The organism is Mesorhizobium kowhaii, from assembly GCF_003253745.1.
In the GTDB taxonomy this organism is placed as follows: Bacteria; Pseudomonadota; Alphaproteobacteria; order Rhizobiales; family Rhizobiaceae; genus Mesorhizobium; species Mesorhizobium kowhaii.
Map to the genome: position 1 here is coordinate 428684 of NZ_MZXV01000062.1, position 17070 is coordinate 445753.

Below are 17070 nucleotides of genomic sequence, written 5' to 3' on the forward strand. Positions count from 1 at the left end.
GGCGCTCAGCGACGCTGCAGGAGCGCCTGCTGTATGCCCGCGCTCCCTACAGTTGTCGGACTTATGTGGGGTCACCGCACCTTGCCCGTCGAAACAGAAACACATCTGTGCCTCCCGGTAGGCGCCGTCAGGCGCGATCGCGAAAGTCGCGAACGACCCGCTGCAGCAGCGGCACGTAATCGCGGAACGTCCGTGTCTTCATGTTGGCGATCTTGCCGCTCTCGTCCCAGATGCGGACCCGAACCGCCTCCTCGTGGAAGGGATTCTTGCGGAACTCGGCCACCTCATCGGCGCTCATCGGCCCGCCTTGAAGCGACAGCGTATGCACCGAGGCCTGCGAAAGCTTGCCGAAATAGCTCGGGTCGGTGGCGCAGAGGTAGCGCTTGGCCGAAACATGCAGCCTGACGCATTCGACGATGACCGGCGGAAAGAACGGCGCCAGCACCTCGCCACCAGCTTCGTCATGATGCTTGTCCTCGACATCCTCGGGCGAATAGGTGCCGAACTCGCTGGTGTAGTGGCCGATGTCGTGCAGCAGGGCCGCCGCCACCAGCTCGTCCGGCGCGCCGTCCTGCTCCGCGAACCACGCGCCCTGCAGCATATGCTCCGACATGGTGACGGGCTCGCCGAGATAGGATTCCGCGCCCCGGCGCTCAAAAATATCGGCGATGAACTCGACGATGTTATCCGTGTTCAGGTCCCGACCGCTCATTCCGCCGCCTCCTTGAAACCGTGTTCGATCGCCGCGAGCGTCGACCGTAGGCCGTCCTTGTCGGCGTAGCAGCCCTGCAGCCAACGCTTGCCGGTGCCGGAAAACGCCTTGCGCGCATGCATGACGCGCGTGTTGTCGACAATGAACGCCTGCCCGGCTTCGAGCTTGAAGGTCACTTCGAAGGATGTATCCTCGATCAGCTCGGCAAACCGGCGGTAGGCGGCATAGTACGCCTCCATGTCGGCGAACGGCACGTCGACTGTCGGCGCCAGCGAGCGGTTGTTGAAGCGGATGCAGATCAGTTCGCCATCGGGCCCGAGCTCGATCATCGGACGCTTCGCCTGCAGCCGCACGCCCGACGAGCCGGCATATTCGAAACGCGCCGGGCATGAACTCAAAAGCCGGAAGCCTTCGGGGTTCTCAGCTTGCAAGGCGGCCGCGACGGCAAACCCGTCGACAACGCTGGACTCGCCACCCTCCACCGTATTTTCGATGCAGGACAGGATTTGCAGCGTCGGCACCGGATCGCGATAGGGATTGTCGGTGTGCGCCTGGAGGCCGAGATTGGTGTAGGCGAGATTGCTGGGATTGACCTCGGCCCGCACTTCGAACCAGCGCCCGTAATTGGTCTCCCTGATATAGCCGAACAGATCGGACACTTTGCAGAGCGCCCCGGATTCGGTCGGCAGATCGTCCATCACCGCGAAGCCATAGGCTTTCACCGCCAACAGCCATTGCCGCAACACCGCGCGATCGCGGCTGGCAGCAGGGTAACCGGCGCGCGGCACAGAATTCTGCATCGTCGCCTTGGTCCACCGAACAATGTCCTCGCCTGTCCAGCCAGCTTGGCGGGCTGCGGCGCGATCATAGGCATTGGCGCTCAGCCAAGCTGCGGGAAAGCTCACCGTCTTCCCTTCCGGCACGAAGCTGACCTCAAGGGCGTCGCCCTTGATCGACGCCGCGCCGATCTTGGTCTCGGCGGGTATGTCGAGGATGGTGATGAGCCGCTGGCCATTGCCGGCGCTGCGCGTCTTGTCGTCCAACGCATTGTCGCGCAGCCACATAGCGTGAAAGCGGGTGCGCGTCCCGTCCTTCCAGCCAAGTTCGATTGTTCCGCCTTCGTCGCCGATCAGCGCGTGGGTAAGCATGGAGATCCGTTCCTGTTCGTTTTGTTCCCACGGCCCGGCCCGTGGGTTTCGATTGCATGTTGACCGCGCGACAGGCATAATTCAAATTATCCTTTTTTGGCCAATGACATTAAAAAACTAATGGCTCGAACAATCCCGCCCTTGCCGCCGCTAGACTGGCTGCGCAGTTTCGAGGCCGCGGCGCGGCTGTCGAATTTCACCGCCGCAGCAGCCGAGCTTGGCCTGACCCAGGCGGCGGTCAGCCAGCACATCCGGCTTCTCGAGGAACGGCTGAAGACGCGTCTATTCTCCAGGCTGGCGCGTGGCGTCGCGCTGGCGCCAGAAGGTGCGGCTTACCTGCCCCACATCCAGTCGGCTTTCGCCACCATCGGCAGCAGCACCGCGGAACTGTTCGAGCCGCGCGCCGTCCAGACCGTGACCATTCGAGCGCCGATCTCCTTTGCCTTGCTGATGCTCGTTCCGGCACTGCCCGATCTGGCCAAGGCGCTGCCGCGCATCCAGCTCGACCTCGTGACGATCCACCGACCGACCGACTACGACCTGCCGGGCTCGGCGCTCGACATCCGTTTCGGCAACGGGGCCTTTCCCGGACGCGAAGCCGACAGGCTGACCGCCGAACGGCTCGTGCCGGTGGCCGCCCCCGGCCTGGCGAGCGGCGCCGACTGGACCTCCCTGCCGCTGCTTCTGGTTGCCGGCGCGCGCGAGATGTGGGCGGAATGGTTCGCGGCCTCAGGATTGGCCGGCCACCCCAGGCGATCGCATCGCTTCGACAGTTTCGTCGCCGCCATGGAAGCGGCGAGCGCCGGCGCCGGCGTGCTGCTGGGCTCACGGCCTTTGGTCGATGCGGCGCTCGACAGTAAGACCCTGGTCCAGCTTTCCGCCTTCGAACTCTCCAGCACTTCGGGGCATTTCCTGACCAAGGCGTCGACCGCGCGCCTGACCAGCGCCGAGCAGGATTTCCGCCAGTGGCTGCTGTCGCGCCTCTCCGGTTCAGGGTCGGCGTGACTGGTTACGAGGTTGGCTCGATACGCTTCCAGTAGATGAGCGTACCGGTCAGCCCGCCATGCGGCTTCAGGGCATAGTCCGGTATCTCGCCCGCCAGCGTGAAACCGAGCTTCTCGTAGAGGCCTGAAGCACCCTCCTCCGTCGCCGTATCGAGAACCAGCAGCGTGCGGCCCTTCTCGACGGCCAGGCTTTCGGCGACCCGCATCAAGCGCGTTCCCACACCCCTGCCCCGGTAATCGAAGCGGGTCATCAGCTTGGCGATCTCGGCCCGGTGCGGCTGGTTGGGCGGACAGTCGAGCAACAGGGTGACAGTACCGACCAGGACCTCGCCGTGCCAGGCTCCAAGCACCGCCCTTTCCCCTCTTGCCGCCGCTGCCAGCGATTTCTGCCAGAACGCGCTTGCCGCGTCCGGTGCCAGCGGATGCATGAAACTGACCGATCCACCGGCCGCTACCGTTGCGACCAGCAATTCGGCCAGCATGTCCTGCGTCTCAGCAGCCGGGGTCAGTGTTCCGATCTCGATCGAGTTCATGCGCGTGATGTCCCGTGATTGTGATGGCACGGCTGATGCGAGCACATCGCCGTCAGTCCAGATGGCGCACGCGGCGGCGCTTTCGTGCCGCCTTGATGGCGCCGATGCGTTCGGTGTCTTCTTCCCTGAGATGCCGCCCGCGCTCCAGAATCTCGAGCGTGTATTCCTCATAGGTCAGGCCCAGCCGCTCGGCCTTGTCCATGCGCAGCAGCATGACCTCGCGGCTTGGTGCCTTCCACGCCTTGGCATGAGCGGCCTGCCAGGCAAGGAAGATGTAGGGATCGCCGTTGCCCCATGGCGGCCCCTTGTACTCATCGAGAGGCGGCCCCCCATTGTGGGAGCGCTTTGGTCGTCTGGCCATGAGCTCAACCCCTGACCAGCGCGACGAGATAGTCGGCACCGGGCTCAAGGGCATGGAAGGTGCAGTCCGACGGTGCGCCGAGCGCCAGGCAATCGCCGGGTTCGAGCCTGTGCACCACATCGCCCTCGGCGAAGTCGAGTCGCCCCGAAATCAGCCATATCTGCTGCTTGATGAAGGCATAGGACGCGGCGGGAAAACTGACCCTGGCGTCCGCCGGCAACTGGACCCTGATCAGTTCCAGCGGCATGTCCGAGGCGGGCGACAGATGCCGCCGGACATAGCCGGTATCGGGATCTCGCCACACCGGTTGATCGGCTTCGCGCAGCAGCCCGCCGCCTTGCAATTCGGCGCGCGCGATGAGCGTCGACAGCGTCATGCCGAAGGCCGCCGCGATGCGCACCAGAAGCGCCGCCGTCGGGCTGGTCTTGCCACGCTCTATCGTGCTCAGCATCGCCTTCGACACCGCGGACCGCTCCGCAAGCTCGGCCAGCGACCAGTCCCGCATGATCCTCTCGGCATGAATTCTTCTGCCGATGGTCGAGGAAATATCGTTCGCTATATCATCCATACGTCCATTATAGCGAAATTCTGGCGATGGAGAAGAGCCGTCTCGCGACAATTTTCACGGGTCGCTTAATCCTCTCTACACCATCCGACCTCACCCCGCCTTAACCCCGTTCCTGTAGGGTTGATGCTCCAGGGGAAATGGGGATTGGCCTGTCCATGTATGTCGAACGCGAAGCCTCCGTTGGAGAACCGACATCGCAGGAGCGCCGCACCGCAGAGCAGAACGACAGGCGCATTCTGGGCAATGTCGTGCAATGCGATGGTGCGCGCGCCACCATCAGCGCCTATGCGGACGATGTTGACGGCGCGGTGACCGGCCTGTGGACGGTCGGCAAGATGATTTCCATCAATCTCGGATCCACGCGAACCGTCGGCCTGGTCTACGGGATCGGCAAGTCGGACCGCGCCTGGAGTAATGAAGGCCAAAACCCGATCGAGGTCAGCATCGAACTGATCGGCGAAGTCCGCGACGCAGCAGAGCCGGGCGCCAAGCCGATCTTCGATCGCGGCATCACCACCTATCCGCATATCGGCGCCATCGCCCATCGCATCCGCACCCGTGACCTGCAGGCGGTCTATGATCTGGCCGGGCGTCATTCGATCACTATCGGCACACTCTCGCAGGACGAGACGATCGCCGCCAACATCGCCATCGACGATACGCTGGCGCGTCACTTCGCCATTGTCGGTACCACCGGTGTCGGCAAATCCACCGCCGTCTCGTTGCTGCTGCGCAAGTCGATCGCGGCGCGGCCGGACCTGCGCATCCTGATCCTCGATCCGCACAACGAGTTCGCCGCGTCGCTGCCCGAATATTGCGTCAGGGTCGATTCCAAGACGCTCGACCTTCCGTTCTGGATGTTCAGGCTGGAAGAGTTCGCCGAGGTGCTGTTCCGCGGCCGCGAGACGGTGCCGGAAGAGATCGACGCCTTGCGCGACCTCATCCCCGCCGCCAAGAACCTTTACCGCAACCCGAATTCGGGCAGCTACATCAGGCGCGGCAGCGATGCGCTGACCGCCGATACGCCGGTGCCTTACCGCATCGCCGACCTCATCAAGCAGATCGACGAGCGTATGGGCATGCTCGAGAGCAAGACCGATCGCCCGACGCTGAAATCCCTGAAGACGCGCGTCGAATCGGCGGCGGCCGATCCACGCTACCGCTTCATGTTCAACTCGCGCCTGATCGAGGATACCATCCACGAGACGATCGGCAACCTCTTCCGCGTGCCGCATCATGGTCGCCCGGTGACCTGCTTCGAGATGGCCGGCATGCCGTCCGAAGTGGTCAATTCCGTCTGTTCGGTGCTGGCGCGCCTGGCCTTCGACCTCGCTTTGTGGAGCGAGGGCAAGCTGCAGCTTCTGCTTTTGTGCGAAGAAGCGCACCGCTACATGCCGGCCGATCCGCGTCTCGGCTTCGCGCCGACAAGGCACGCGCTGTCGCGCATCGCCAAGGAAGGCCGCAAATATGGCTGCTATCTCGGCGTCGTCACCCAGCGACCGGGCGAGCTCGACCCGACCATCCTGTCGCAATGCTCGACCTTCTTCGCCATGCGACTTGCCAATGAGCAGGACCAGGCGATCATCCGCTCGGCGATTGCCGACTCCTCGGCCTCGACGCTGGCTTTCCTGTCGTCCATGGGTCAGCGCGAAGCCATTGCCTTCGGCGAAGGCGTGGCGACGACGATGCGGCTGAAGTTCGAAAAACTGTCCTCGGAATTGCTCCCCGGCACAGCCAAGCGCGAAGAGGCCGCGTCATCGGAGTCAGGCGACGATATCGACTTGGTGGCGATCGTCGAGCGGCTGCGCAACGTGCCGAAACCGACACAGCAGGCGATGGCCTTCGCCGAAGTCGTCGATTCAGGCCGCCAGGCCGGCGATCCCGACTACCGCAAGCCGCCAGCCACCACCCGGGTGCAATCGGATGACGATTTCGACATGCGCTACGGCCTCAAGCCCGCGACCTTCGGCCTGCGCCCGCAAAACGATTGAGCGCTGCGCGCGTCACCTATCACTGCCGACAGTTCCGAGAAGTCACGTAAAGCGTTGGCCAGCTTGGATAAATCCCGTCAGGGAATTCGTCAGGCTGAGTCGGTTGGTGTCGACGTCGAGAACCGGAGCGGAGCGGACTTTTAGTCCGTGAGCACCGGAAGCACAGAAGTCGGCATCAAACGGCCAGCCTCACGAATTCAATGATGGGATTTTAGGCGCAGACGCGGTTGCGGCCTTGCCTCTTCGCCTCATAGAGCTGGCGATCGGCGCGGCGATAGAACTCCTCCGCCGTTTCCTTGCGGTCCCAGACGGCCAGACCGACGCTGGTGGTGATCTTGAGGCGGACATTGCCTGACAGAACCGACATGTTGGCGATCGCCTTGCGGATGCGCTCGGCAAACTTGCCCAGCAGTTCGGTGTCCATGTTGGGCGTGACCACGGCGAACTCCTCGCCGCCCAATCGCGCCACCACGTCGTGATAGCGTGTCATGTCCCTGAGGCAGCTCGCGACCGCCTTGAGCACCTCATCGCCGACATCATGGCCATGGGTGTCGTTGACCTGCTTGAAATGGTCGAGGTCGAGGATCATCAGCCCGACTGGCTTTTCGATGCGCCGGAACTCCTCGAGATATTCCTTCAGTGCATCGTCGAAATAGCGCCGGTTCTGCATGCCGGTCAGGCCATCGGTCAGGGCGGCGTGCTCAAGCGTCTCCGAGCGGGCGCTGAGCGAAACCGTCATGGCGCGCAGTTTGCCTTCCTCCGTCGCCTGTTTGCGGATCAGCGGATAGATGAAGAAAATGCCGAAGAACAGCGCCGTGGCCAAAAGCACGCCTGTCGCGAACAGCAGCTTGTTGAGATAGATGACCTTGTCCATACCCGAAGCCGTATGCAGCTCGGTGGCGAAGGATTGCAGCAGCCCATAGGCATGCAGCGTCACCAGGCCCGCGGCCAGGATCACGAAGATAAAGACGAAAAATGCTGATTCCGCCTTGTGGAAACGCATCTGCTCCCCGATGGAAAAGTGCCCAGTGACCTTATGGCATGGGCGGGCTTACGGAGGGTTAATTTGGACAACCCCAACGGGAACCTTTCCTTGCAGATAAACTTTTCAGGTTGCAATGGAAACAGGCGATCAGATCGTGGTTTCCAGATCATCACCGGGGCGCAATCTTTGCCATTCCGGCCCCAATTGATGCCTGAACCAGGTCGTTTGCCGCTTGGCATATTGCCTGGTTGCGATCTTGGCGCGCTCGATCGCCTCCGGAAAGCCAATCTCCCCAGCCATTGCGGCCTGCAGTTCGCGAACGCCGATCGCTTTCATCGCCGGCAATTCGGGATCGAGGCCAAGCGCCGATAGTCGCTTGACCTCGTCCAGCGCTCCCTTGTCCAGCATCTGGTCGAACCGTTTTTCGATGCGGTCGACCAGTGCCGCCCGGTCCGGTTCGATCACGAAGAAACGCGCGCTCTGCCTGTCGATGACCGGTCGGCCGCGCTCCGCCTGCCATTCCCGGATCGAACGGCCCGATGCTTCGAGCACCTCCAGTGCCCGCACGATGCGCTGGCTGTCGGTCGGCTTCAGCATCATGGCTGACGCCGAATCCTCGCGCAGCAGCAGGCTGTGCAGCTTGACGGCGCCCTGCTCCTTCAGCTCATAGCGCCAGCGGTCACGGACCCGCTGCGGAATGTCGGGCATTTCCGAAATGCCCTCGGCAAGCGCGCGGAAGTAGAGCCCGGTGCCACCGACAAAAATAACAGGCCGTTCGAAGGACGTGCCATCAGGTCGCCCGGAGAGCGCACCGTCGTCGATCAGCTTCATCACGTCGCGCAGCCAGGCACCGGTGGAATAGGCTGTGGCCGGGTGGACATGGCCGTAGAGAAAATGCGGCGCGCGGGCAAGGTCGGCCGCCCCCGGCCGGGCGGTCAGCACGTCGAGCACCGAATAGCCCTGCATGGAATCGGTGTTGACGATGACGGCGCCCTTGCGCTCGGCCAGTTCGAGCGCCAACCCCGACTTGCCGCTGGCGGTCGGCCCGGCTATCAGGATCGTGTTCTTCACGCGGGCCTCGCCCGCCCGTCCGCCGGAATGCTCCATGCCGCTTATCGCCACGCTTGTTTCCCGTCCCGCCGATCGCGCTTTGTCGTTTTCGCTTGCGAATATGGCGTCACGGTCGGTCGGCGCAAGCGCTGTTGTCTGGCTTGCCGACGGGATTGCCTGCGATCTTGCCTTGCCGCAGGAGGCTGACGCCGCCGAGACGAGTGCCGCCTTGCGCACCGCACTCGCTACTGAACCGGTCGACGTGATCGTCCAGCAGGCGGAAACCCGCCGCAAGAAGATCCTCATAGCCGACATGGATTCGACCATGATCGACCAGGAATGCATCGACGAGTTGGCCGACGAGATCGGCGTCAAGGATCATGTTGCGGCCATCACCGCGCGATCGATGAACGGCGAGATCGCGTTTGAACCGGCCTTGCGCGAGCGGGTGGCGTTGTTGAGGGGCCTCGACGCCGCCGTGGTCGACCGCATCGTCGCCAATCGCCTGACGCTGGCCGCGGGCGGCAGCGTGCTGGTGCGGACCATGCGGGCCAATGGCGCCTGGACGGCGCTGGTGTCTGGGGGGTTCGAGGTGTTCACGACGCGCATTGCTGCCATGCTTGGCTTCCAGGAGAACCGCGCCAATCGCCTGCTCGAACAGGACGGCCGCTTCACCGGGCTGGTCGGCGAACCGATACTCGGCCGCGCCGCCAAGGCCGATGCGCTGATCGAGATTTCGACACGCCTCGGCCTGACGCCGACTGACGCCATTGCCGTCGGCGACGGCGCCAATGATCTCGACATGATCCGGCTGGCCGGCACCGGCGTCGCCCTCCATGCCAAGCCGACCGTGGCGGCACAGGCAAAGGTTCGCATCGACCATGGCGACCTGACCGCATTGCTCTATGTGCAGGGCTACAGGCAAGAAGAGTTTGTGCAATGAAACCAATGCGTACCGAGCGCCTGATCCTGCGCAACTGGGAGGATCGCGATCGCGAACTGTTCCACCGGATCAATTCCGACGAACAGGTCATGGAATTCTTTCCCTTCCGCCGCGACCGCGCGCAGGCGGACGCTAAGATGGACGAAGTCCGTGCTTGGGTCGATGAGGATGGTCATGGCTTTGCCGCGGTCGAGATTGCGGCCACTGGGGAGTGCATCGGCTTTGTCGGAATAACCGGAACAGAAGATATTGACGTCCTATCTGCCGGCACGATCGAGATCGGCTGGCGTCTTGCTCCGGAATTCTGGGGCAAGGGCTACGTCACCGAGGCGGCCGAGGCCTGGCTGGCCTACGGTTTCGAAACGCTTGGCCTGGACGAAATCGTGTCTTTCGCGGTCTACGACAACCATCGCTCCACCGCCGTCATGAAACGCCTCGGCATGAGCGCGGACCCGGCCAGCGATTTCGACCATCCTGAGGTCCCTGACAGCCATCCTCATCTCAAACGGCATGTCCTCTACAGGCTGTCGCGCCAGGACTGGCAGGCACGAAAAAGGGCGGCTCGCTAGCCGCCCTTTTCATTGAAGATCAATCGATTGCTAGGCTTTCCGGACCTCAGTCCATCCGGATCGTCACGAACCTGAGCTCACCGGTCTTCGACGCCAGCATCAGCAGCGCGTTCTTGCGCCCCTGCTCTTTCAAGGCGCCGATCCGGTCCATGACGTCCTTGGGCGTTGCGACCGATTCCTGTGCGATCTCGGTGATCACCTCGCCCGGCTGGATGCCGCGTTCGGCGGCAGCCGAGTCCTTGGTGACATCGGTGATGACGACACCGGAGACGTCGGCGGCAATGCTGAACTTCTTGCGCGTCTCGTCGTTCAGCTCCCCGACGGTCATGCCGAGCACCGAAGCCGTCGAGACAGCCGGAGCCTTGTCACCCTTATCCTGGTCGGTGTTGCTGCCGTCCTCGCCGCTGGCGAGCTTTTCGCCATCCTCGAGCCGGCCGAGCGTCACCTTCACGGTCTGCTCGACGCCCTTGCGCACGATCAGCACATCGACCGCCTTGCCGACCGGGCTTTCGGCGACCACGCGCGGCAGGTCACGCATTTCATGGATGTCCTTGCCGTCGAATTTGATGATGACATCGCCGGCCTGGATGGTGCCGTTGTCGACAGGACCGCCCTTGATGACGCCGGCGACCAGCGCGCCCTTGGCGGTGGCCATGCCGAGGCTCTCGGCAATGTCATCGGTCACCGGCTGGATGCGCACGCCGAGCCAGCCGCGCCGCGTCTCGCCGAACTGGCGCAACTGGTCGACGACGCCGGAGGCCAGCTGCGAGGGAATGGAGAAGCCGATGCCGATCGAACCGCCTGACGGCGAAATGATCGCGGTGTTGATGCCGATGACCTCGCCGGCGCTGTTGAACAGCGGGCCGCCGGAATTGCCGCGGTTGATCGCGGCGTCGGTCTGGATGAAGTCGTCATAGGGACCGGAATTGATGTCGCGGTTGCGGGCCGAAACGATGCCGACCGTCACCGTGCCGCCGAGGCCGAACGGATTGCCGATCGCCATCACCCAGTCGCCGACGCGCATCTTGGTGGAATCGCCGAACTTCACCGCCGTCAGCTTGTGGCCCTTCGGGTCGACCTTCAGCACCGCGACATCGGTCTTGGTGTCGGTGCCGACCAGCGTCGCCTTCAAGGTGATGCCGTCGGAGAAATTGACCTCGATGTCGTCGGCATCAGCGATCACGTGGTTGTTGGTGACGACGATGCCTTGCTCCGCGTCGATGACGAAGCCGGAACCCAGCGACTGCACTTTCTGCCCGCCATTATCCTTGTCGCCGCCACGGTTCTTGAAGAAATCGTCGAAGAAATCCTGGAAGGGCGAACCCTCGGGCAACTGCGGCATCGGCACCGCGCCTGGACCTTCGGTACCCTTCACGGTCTGCGAGGTCGAGATGTTGACCACCGCGCCAAGCAGGCCTTCCGCCAGATCGGCGACCGAAGCAGGCCCGTCGGCAGCAAATGTCGGCGTCATGGAGGATGGGACAGCGGCGGCGCTGACAAGAAGTGCTGCCGCGCCGGCGATGAACGTTCGCCGCGCCGCGCGCAAAAGGATATTGGATGTCATCGAGAAGCCTCCCGGTATTCCTGAAAAGAAAAGCGCTTCGACGAAAACGCCGCGTCGCGCCATGTTGGCAAAAAATACGGCACGTTTGCGGCTATGACTATCGGCAGAGGATAAATCATCCGTTATCCCGAGGATCGAACCTCGTATCCAGGGATCGAACCTCGTATCCCGTGGATCGAAGCTCGTATTCCGAAAGCCGAAGCTCGCCGTCCTCACCCGCTTCGTACCAGCCAGACGATGCCGACACCGATGGCAATCGCCGCCAGCCCGGCGATCCGCAACGCATTCTCGGGCAGCGACAGCACTTCAGTGGCCAGCTTCCTGGCAAGGCCGGGAAAGCCGCCATAGACCAGACCTTCTATCACAAGGACGAGGCCCATGGCGGCGAGAAAATCCTGCACCGACCGCTACTGGCCGGTGCTGGGCTGTGCCGCCGGCGCGGCAGGTGCCGTCGCCGGAGCGGTTGGCGCAGGCGAAACCGGCTTAGCAGGCCCCTCCTTGCCGTCGGGGTCGCGGAAGAAGCGGAAGAACTCCGAGTTCGGCGACAGCACCATGGTCGTCCCGGAGTTGTCCAGCGCCGTACCGTAAGCGTTCATCGACCGGTAGAAGTCGAAGAAGGCCGGATCGCGCTGATACGCTTCCGCGAAGGTGGCACTGCGCTGGGCTTCGCCCTCGCCTCGCAGGATTTCCGACTCTTTCTGCGCTTCCGCGACAATCTCGACCACTTCACGATCGGCGCGAGCCGTGATGCGCTGTGCCGCTTCGTTGCCGCGTGCCCTCAGCCGGGCAGCCTCTGCCAGGCGTTCCGCCTTCATGCGGTCGAAGGTCTGCTGCGAGACCTCGGCCGTGAGGTCCGTGCGGCGGATGCGGACATCCTCGATCTGCAGGCCGAGCGACGTAGCGTCGGGCCGGAGCTGATCGCGGACTTCGCGCATCATCACGGCGCGCTGTTCGGAGAGTGCGGCCTCGAAATCGCGCAGACCGTAGACACGGCGCAAGGCAGCGTCGAGACGCGTCCTGAGCCGCGCTTCGGCCAGTTCGATCTGGCCGGACACGGCGGCACGGAAGACGCGCGGATCCGAGATGCGATAGGCGATGAAGGCATCGACCTCGTAGAACTTGCCGCCCGACACCTGGACGCGGATGTTGTCGAGGTCGAAGCGCAGCACCCGGTTCTCGATCAGTTGCACCGTATCGGCGTCGAAGAACGAGAACGGCGCCTTGAAGTAGATGCCGGGCTCGCTCTTGACGTCGACGATCTCGCCGAACCTGAGCACAAGAGCTTGCTGGCGCGCATTGACCACGAAGACCGACGAATAGAGCAGGAACAGGATGACGGCCGCTGCGACGACGATGATGGGAAGACGGTTGGCCATCACTGGTTACCTCCCGTAACCGCAGCAGGGGCGGCCGGCGCCGCCGCTTTCGGCTGCAATGCCGGCAGCGGCAGATAGGGGACGACCCCTTGCCCGTTGCCCTGCTCGACGATCACCTTGTTCGAATCTTTCAGAACCCTCTCCATGGTTTCCAGATAGAGGCGCTTGCGTGTCACATCCGGCGCCTTGGCATATTCGTCATAGACCGAGATGAAGCGCTGCGCCTCACCTTCGGCTTCCTGCACGACCCGGTTCTTGTAGGCGGCCGCGTCTTCGCGGACCTGTGCGGCCTCGCCGCGTGCCTGGCCGAGCTTCTGGTTGGAGTACTGGTTGGCCTGCTCGACGAACTTGTCCTCGTCCTGCTCGGCGCGCTGCACCTCGTCGAACGCATCGGCCACCTCGCGTGGCGGTGCTGCATCCTCGATCGAAACGGCGTTGACGTTGAGGCCGGCCTTGTAGCCGTCCAGCGTCGTCTGGATGATTTCGCGAACCGAGGCAGCGATGCCCTGGCGGTCATCGCGGAAGATGTCCTGCGCCGGCCGGCGGCCGACGGCTTCACGCATGGCGCTTTCGGCAACCTGTCGCAGCATGCCGTCAGGATCGGAGACGTCGAACAGATAGGCCCGGGGGTCGGAGACCTGATAGGCCACCGAGAACTGGACGTTGACGATGTTCTGGTCGCCCGAAAGCATCAGGCCGTTGCCGCTGGTATTGCCGCCGCCAATGTCGACGAGCTGTTCGGAAATCTTGGCGGTCTCGACGGTTTCGAGCGGCCACCAATGGAAATGCAGGCCGGGCTGCGACAGTTCGGCCTTCGGCTTGCCGAAGCGCAGTTCAACCGCAACCTCGTCGGGCTGCACGGTGTAAACCGCCTGGAACGCCCACAGCACCACGAGTGCTGCCGCGATCAGCGCGAAAACAGCCGGGCTTGCGCCACCGCCACCCGGCAGTGCGCGCCGCAGCCTGTCCTGGCCGCGGCGAATGATGTCTTCAAGATCGGGAGGCGAGCCCTGCGGGCCGCTCGGTCCCTTTGGCCCCTGCCCCCAGGGTCCCTGATTGTTGCCGCCGCCGCCCCATGGGCCGCCGCCACCGCCGCTCTTGTCGTTCCAGGGCATGAATGTCCTTTCGCTTGGAATTCCCTCAAGCGCCGGTATTACGGCGCGAAATCCAGTGTGTTACTTCTATAGGGACGCCGCGAGGCGCTTTCAACGCGATGCGTTGCCGACTTCGTCCGATTTGGTCCGGTCGCGACCCTTTGTCGTCTTTCAATGCACGTCGCGGCGGCGCTCGTAAACCGAATAGCGCGTCGCGTGGCTATCCTTTTCCCCGGCTGGAACCTCCTGTGAGCTGACCATACGCCAGGAATTGGGATCGATCGGCAGGAAATGCGCATCGCCGTCGACCGTTGCCAGCACATGGGTGACGTGCAGCCGGTCGGCCAGCGGCAGCGCCTGGGCGTAGATTTCGCCGCCGCCGATGACGCAGACCTCGTCCACACCGGCCATGCAGCGCCCGCGCACCGTCGCCAGCTGAATCGCCGCTTCGAGCGAATGCGCGACCTCGACGCCCTCGGCGCGCCAGGCCTTGTCGCGGGTGACCACGATGTTCAGCCTGCCCGGCAGCGGCCGGCCAATGCCTTCATAGGTCTTGCGCCCCATGATGATCGGCTTGCCCATCGTGTCGGCCTTGAAGCGCTTGAGATCGGTGGACAGCCGCCAGGGCAGCCCGCCATCCCGTCCGATCACGCCGTTCTCGGCAATAGCGACATAGATTGCGACGTGCATCAGTTAGCGGCTCCACCATTGCTGTCTAACGGTTCGAGCAACAGGATATCGATGTCGTGCTCGGGATAGAAATCGTCCGCCGTCATCTCGAAAGTCGTCGGTCCGACCTTTTTGACATTGTCGCCGCAGAACGAGACCAGGGCTTTCGGATTGCCCTTGTCGACCGTCAGCTTGAACTTGCCGATGGTGCCCGCCGCCCAATTACCGCCGGTGGTCAGGATATAGGCGATGCGGCTTTCGTTGTACCTCGGGTAGCCGTCGGGATCGTCCTTCGCCGCCTTGCGCACCGCGTTCTCGAACGTGTCGTCCATGCAGTAGCGGGTCTTGTAGGTGGCGTATTGGCCCTGGAACTTGCCGTCAAAGAAAAAGCTGACCGAAGACGTGCCGCCGACGCTTGGCTTGTAGCGGTGCGAGACATGAACGTCCTTGTTGGCCGGAAAGGTCGAGCGCCACCAATAGGTCGAGCGCAACTGCCAGAACGGCGCATAGTTGGGTTTCGCGCCGCCGCTGTCGTCAATCGTGTCCTCGATGATGATGCCGCGGTTGACCCAGTCATCGGCCACCGCTTGCGGCAGCTGTGCCAATGCGGCCTTTGCCGCGTCGCCGAACGGGTTGAACGGCACATTCTGCGCCTTGAGGTCGGCACCGATGTCGATGCCGAGCGCGAACACCCTCTGCTCGAGCTGCGGCTTGGCGGCCACACCGTCGATGGTCACCTCGAAGCCGAGAAAATTGTCGCTCTGATCTTCCGGGATCGCCGGCATTTCTTCGGGATCGCCAGAAATATCGGGCATCGGGAAGGCGACGATCGCGTCGACGTCCTTGTCGATGTTGTTGTGGAAGACGTAGTCGACCGTCACCTTTTCCGGCGAGATGAAGAGGTCCTCGCTTTGCATCGACACGGCGTCGCTGCGCGACAGGATCAGGCCGCCAGTGCCGAGCTCGGCAACTGAATCATTGGCGAATGCAGGCGCGGCCGACAGGGCCAGCACGGCGGTCAGAACATATCGCAACATGGAAGCCCCCTCGGCTAGAATGCCCACGTGACCCTAGCCGTTTCAATGTGGCGTTTCAAAGCCCTTCCGCATCCGCGGGCGCGCCCAAGCGGTCTGGACTAACAGGTTCCGATCGGGCAGGAGTTTGCACCATGCGCAAGCTTCTCGTCATCGGCATCGGCGCCGGCAATCCCGACCATATGACCGTTCAGGCCATAAACGGCCTCAACCGCGCCGACGTGCTATTCATCCCCGACAAGGGCGCGAAGAAGAACGACCTTGCCGACTTGCGCCGCCAGATCTGCGACCGCTTTGTCACCAACCCGAAGTCGCGCCGCGTCGAATTCGACGTGCCGGTGCGCGCCGAGCCGGCGCCCTCCTACCGCTCGACGGTCGACGACTGGCACGAGGCCATCGCCGCCATCTACGAAGCCCTGATCCGCGACGAGATTGCGCAAAATGGCTGCGGCGCCTTTCTGATCTGGGGCGATCCCTCGCTCTACGACAGTGCGCTGCGCATCCTCGAGCGCGTGCGCCTGAGAGGCAATGTCGCGTTCGAACTGGAGGTCATTCCAGGCATCACCGCTATCCAGGCGCTTGCCGCCAGCCATGCCATGGCGTTGAACCGCATCGGCGATTCCGTCCTGATCACCACCGGCCGCCGCCTCACCCAGGAGGGCTTGGCCAACAATGCCGGCAGCACCGTCGTCATGCTGGACGGGAAATGCGCCTTCAACACGCTTGCCGACAAGGAAGTCGTTATCCATTGGGGCGCTTATCTCGGCACGCCGGACGAAATTATTTTCTCGGGCCGGATCGGTGATATCGGCCCGGAGATTGAGAGGGTCCGCGAGGAAGCCCGCCGGCATAAGGGCTGGATCATGGATACGTATCTGCTGCGCAAGCCTGGCGAGCCTGAGGATGATCGGTGAATTCTAAGAATCGCTGCGCCGAATCTCGATCCGCACTAAAGTCTCAGCCTGCAGAAGTCCGTCGCTTCAAGATCGCGCAGAATTCAAAGGTGTTGTGCGGCGTGGAATAGACTTGCTCCACGTCCAGCCCAATGAGGCCGAGATTGGAAAGTGCCTCTATTCCCGAGCGGAAACTTTGGGGTGTAAATTGCCATGCGTGAACATCGATATAGGCTCCGCCGGAATTGTCATGCGCACTCATGGCCGAGGAAACAGTGGTCAGGTCATGCCGAAATTTTGGTACCCCGTGATCGCCGATCCAATGGCGAACCGGGTCATTATGCGTGGTTAGAGCTATGTGTTCGATGACGCTCTTTGCGCTGTGAACCCTGTTGCCCCGAGCGTTGATGAAATCTGCAATTGAACTCTCTGGAATGAAATGATCGAAGCAGTAGCGCTTGTCCGGGATAATCAGGAGGTATCTGCCCGTCGGCACAAGAATCCTCGCGACCTGGTTCAGATGGCGGATCAGGTCTGGTTGATGCTCGATACAGTGACTGCTCAGGCAACAATCAA

General features: G+C 63.0%; 19 protein-coding genes. 5 read left to right on the forward strand and 14 right to left on the reverse strand.

Features of this window, described 5'->3' with window-relative positions; translation table 11 throughout:
• Positions 1 to 127: 127 nt before the first annotated feature.
• Positions 128 to 712 (reverse strand): (R)-1-hydroxy-2-trimethylaminoethylphosphonate oxygenase, encoded by a 585-nt coding sequence (tmpB, locus tag B5V02_RS30080; protein WP_111547609.1) that lies wholly within the window; start codon positions 710 to 712, stop codon positions 128 to 130.
• A complete protein-coding gene (gene tmpA, locus B5V02_RS30085) occupies positions 709 to 1860 on the reverse strand; it encodes a 2-trimethylaminoethylphosphonate dioxygenase (RefSeq protein ID WP_111547610.1) in 1152 nt (383 codons plus the stop codon). The genes tmpB and tmpA overlap by 4 nt, the downstream gene beginning before the upstream one ends.
• Positions 1861 to 1980: 120 nt before the next feature.
• On the opposite strand from tmpA, the gene B5V02_RS30090 reads away from it, so the two are divergent.
• A complete protein-coding gene (locus tag B5V02_RS30090; protein ID WP_111547611.1) occupies positions 1981 to 2865 on the forward strand; it encodes a LysR family transcriptional regulator in 885 nt (294 codons plus the stop codon).
• 4 nt (positions 2866 to 2869) lie between these two features.
• On the opposite strand, the gene B5V02_RS30095 is transcribed toward B5V02_RS30090, so the two are convergent.
• The 3 genes from B5V02_RS30095 to B5V02_RS30105 are packed head-to-tail and all read right to left on the reverse strand — an operon-like array spanning position 2870 to position 4326.
• Positions 2870 to 3397: a GNAT family N-acetyltransferase gene (locus B5V02_RS30095; RefSeq protein WP_111547612.1), complete on the reverse strand. Its 528-nt coding sequence runs from the start codon at positions 3395 to 3397 to the stop codon at positions 2870 to 2872.
• A 52-nt stretch (positions 3398 to 3449) separates the two neighbouring features.
• The gene (locus tag B5V02_RS30100; protein WP_111547613.1) at positions 3450 to 3758 is read right to left on the reverse strand and encodes a hypothetical protein; all 309 of its coding nucleotides are present in this window, start codon (positions 3756 to 3758) and stop codon (positions 3450 to 3452) included.
• Between the two features lie 4 nt (positions 3759 to 3762).
• On the reverse strand, positions 3763 to 4326 hold the full coding sequence (locus tag B5V02_RS30105) for an XRE family transcriptional regulator (protein WP_111547614.1): 564 nt from the start codon (positions 4324 to 4326) through the stop codon (positions 3763 to 3765).
• A gap of 155 nt (positions 4327 to 4481) precedes the next feature.
• On the opposite strand from B5V02_RS30105, the gene B5V02_RS30110 reads away from it, so the two are divergent.
• Complete coding sequence (locus tag B5V02_RS30110) at positions 4482 to 6317, forward strand: ATP-binding protein (protein ID WP_111547615.1); 1836 nt, start codon at positions 4482 to 4484, stop codon at positions 6315 to 6317.
• A gap of 211 nt (positions 6318 to 6528) precedes the next feature.
• Here B5V02_RS30110 and B5V02_RS30115 read toward each other — a convergent pair whose 3' ends face one another.
• The gene (locus B5V02_RS30115; RefSeq protein WP_111547616.1) at positions 6529 to 7320 is read right to left on the reverse strand and encodes a GGDEF domain-containing protein; all 792 of its coding nucleotides are present in this window, start codon (positions 7318 to 7320) and stop codon (positions 6529 to 6531) included.
• Between the two features lie 129 nt (positions 7321 to 7449).
• Entirely contained in the window at positions 7450 to 8418 is a 969-nt protein-coding gene (gene miaA / locus B5V02_RS30120; RefSeq protein WP_111547683.1) for a tRNA (adenosine(37)-N6)-dimethylallyltransferase MiaA, read from the reverse strand.
• Between miaA and serB the strand changes: the two genes are divergently transcribed.
• Together serB and B5V02_RS30130 are read left to right on the forward strand one after the other, a co-directional pair.
• Entirely contained in the window at positions 8408 to 9295 is an 888-nt protein-coding gene (gene serB / locus B5V02_RS30125) for a phosphoserine phosphatase SerB (RefSeq protein ID WP_111547682.1), read from the forward strand. The two genes, miaA and serB, sit on opposite strands and share 11 nt — an antisense overlap.
• Positions 9292 to 9864: a GNAT family N-acetyltransferase gene (locus B5V02_RS30130; RefSeq protein WP_111547617.1), complete on the forward strand. Its 573-nt coding sequence runs from the start codon at positions 9292 to 9294 to the stop codon at positions 9862 to 9864. The genes serB and B5V02_RS30130 overlap by 4 nt, the downstream gene beginning before the upstream one ends.
• A 46-nt stretch (positions 9865 to 9910) precedes the next feature.
• On the opposite strand, the gene B5V02_RS30135 is transcribed toward B5V02_RS30130, so the two are convergent.
• From B5V02_RS30135 to B5V02_RS30160, 6 genes are all read right to left on the reverse strand, one after another.
• Entirely contained in the window at positions 9911 to 11428 is a 1518-nt protein-coding gene (locus tag B5V02_RS30135; RefSeq protein ID WP_111547684.1) for a DegQ family serine endoprotease, read from the reverse strand.
• Between the two features lie 212 nt (positions 11429 to 11640).
• Positions 11641 to 11829 (reverse strand): DUF2065 domain-containing protein, encoded by a 189-nt coding sequence (locus B5V02_RS30140; RefSeq protein ID WP_095087125.1) that lies wholly within the window; start codon positions 11827 to 11829, stop codon positions 11641 to 11643.
• Between the two features lie 6 nt (positions 11830 to 11835).
• Positions 11836 to 12804 (reverse strand): protease modulator HflC, encoded by a 969-nt coding sequence (gene hflC, locus B5V02_RS30145; RefSeq protein WP_111547618.1) that lies wholly within the window; start codon positions 12802 to 12804, stop codon positions 11836 to 11838.
• Entirely contained in the window at positions 12804 to 13919 is a 1116-nt protein-coding gene (hflK, locus tag B5V02_RS30150) for an FtsH protease activity modulator HflK (protein ID WP_111547619.1), read from the reverse strand. The genes hflC and hflK overlap by 1 nt, the downstream gene beginning before the upstream one ends.
• Positions 13920 to 14069: 150 nt before the next feature.
• Positions 14070 to 14588: a dihydrofolate reductase gene (locus B5V02_RS30155; protein WP_111547620.1), complete on the reverse strand. Its 519-nt coding sequence runs from the start codon at positions 14586 to 14588 to the stop codon at positions 14070 to 14072.
• Positions 14588 to 15604 (reverse strand): DUF4424 domain-containing protein, encoded by a 1017-nt coding sequence (locus B5V02_RS30160; RefSeq protein ID WP_111547621.1) that lies wholly within the window; start codon positions 15602 to 15604, stop codon positions 14588 to 14590. The genes B5V02_RS30155 and B5V02_RS30160 overlap by 1 nt, the downstream gene beginning before the upstream one ends.
• Before the next feature lie 131 nt (positions 15605 to 15735).
• Here B5V02_RS30160 and cobF point away from each other — a divergent pair, with 131 nt between their 5' ends.
• Entirely contained in the window at positions 15736 to 16515 is a 780-nt protein-coding gene (gene cobF / locus B5V02_RS30165; RefSeq protein WP_111547622.1) for a precorrin-6A synthase (deacetylating), read from the forward strand.
• A 43-nt stretch (positions 16516 to 16558) separates the two neighbouring features.
• Here cobF and B5V02_RS30170 read toward each other — a convergent pair.
• A partial coding sequence (locus tag B5V02_RS30170) for a class I SAM-dependent methyltransferase (protein ID WP_111547623.1) occupies positions 16559 to 17070 on the reverse strand: 512 nt, incomplete at its 5' end.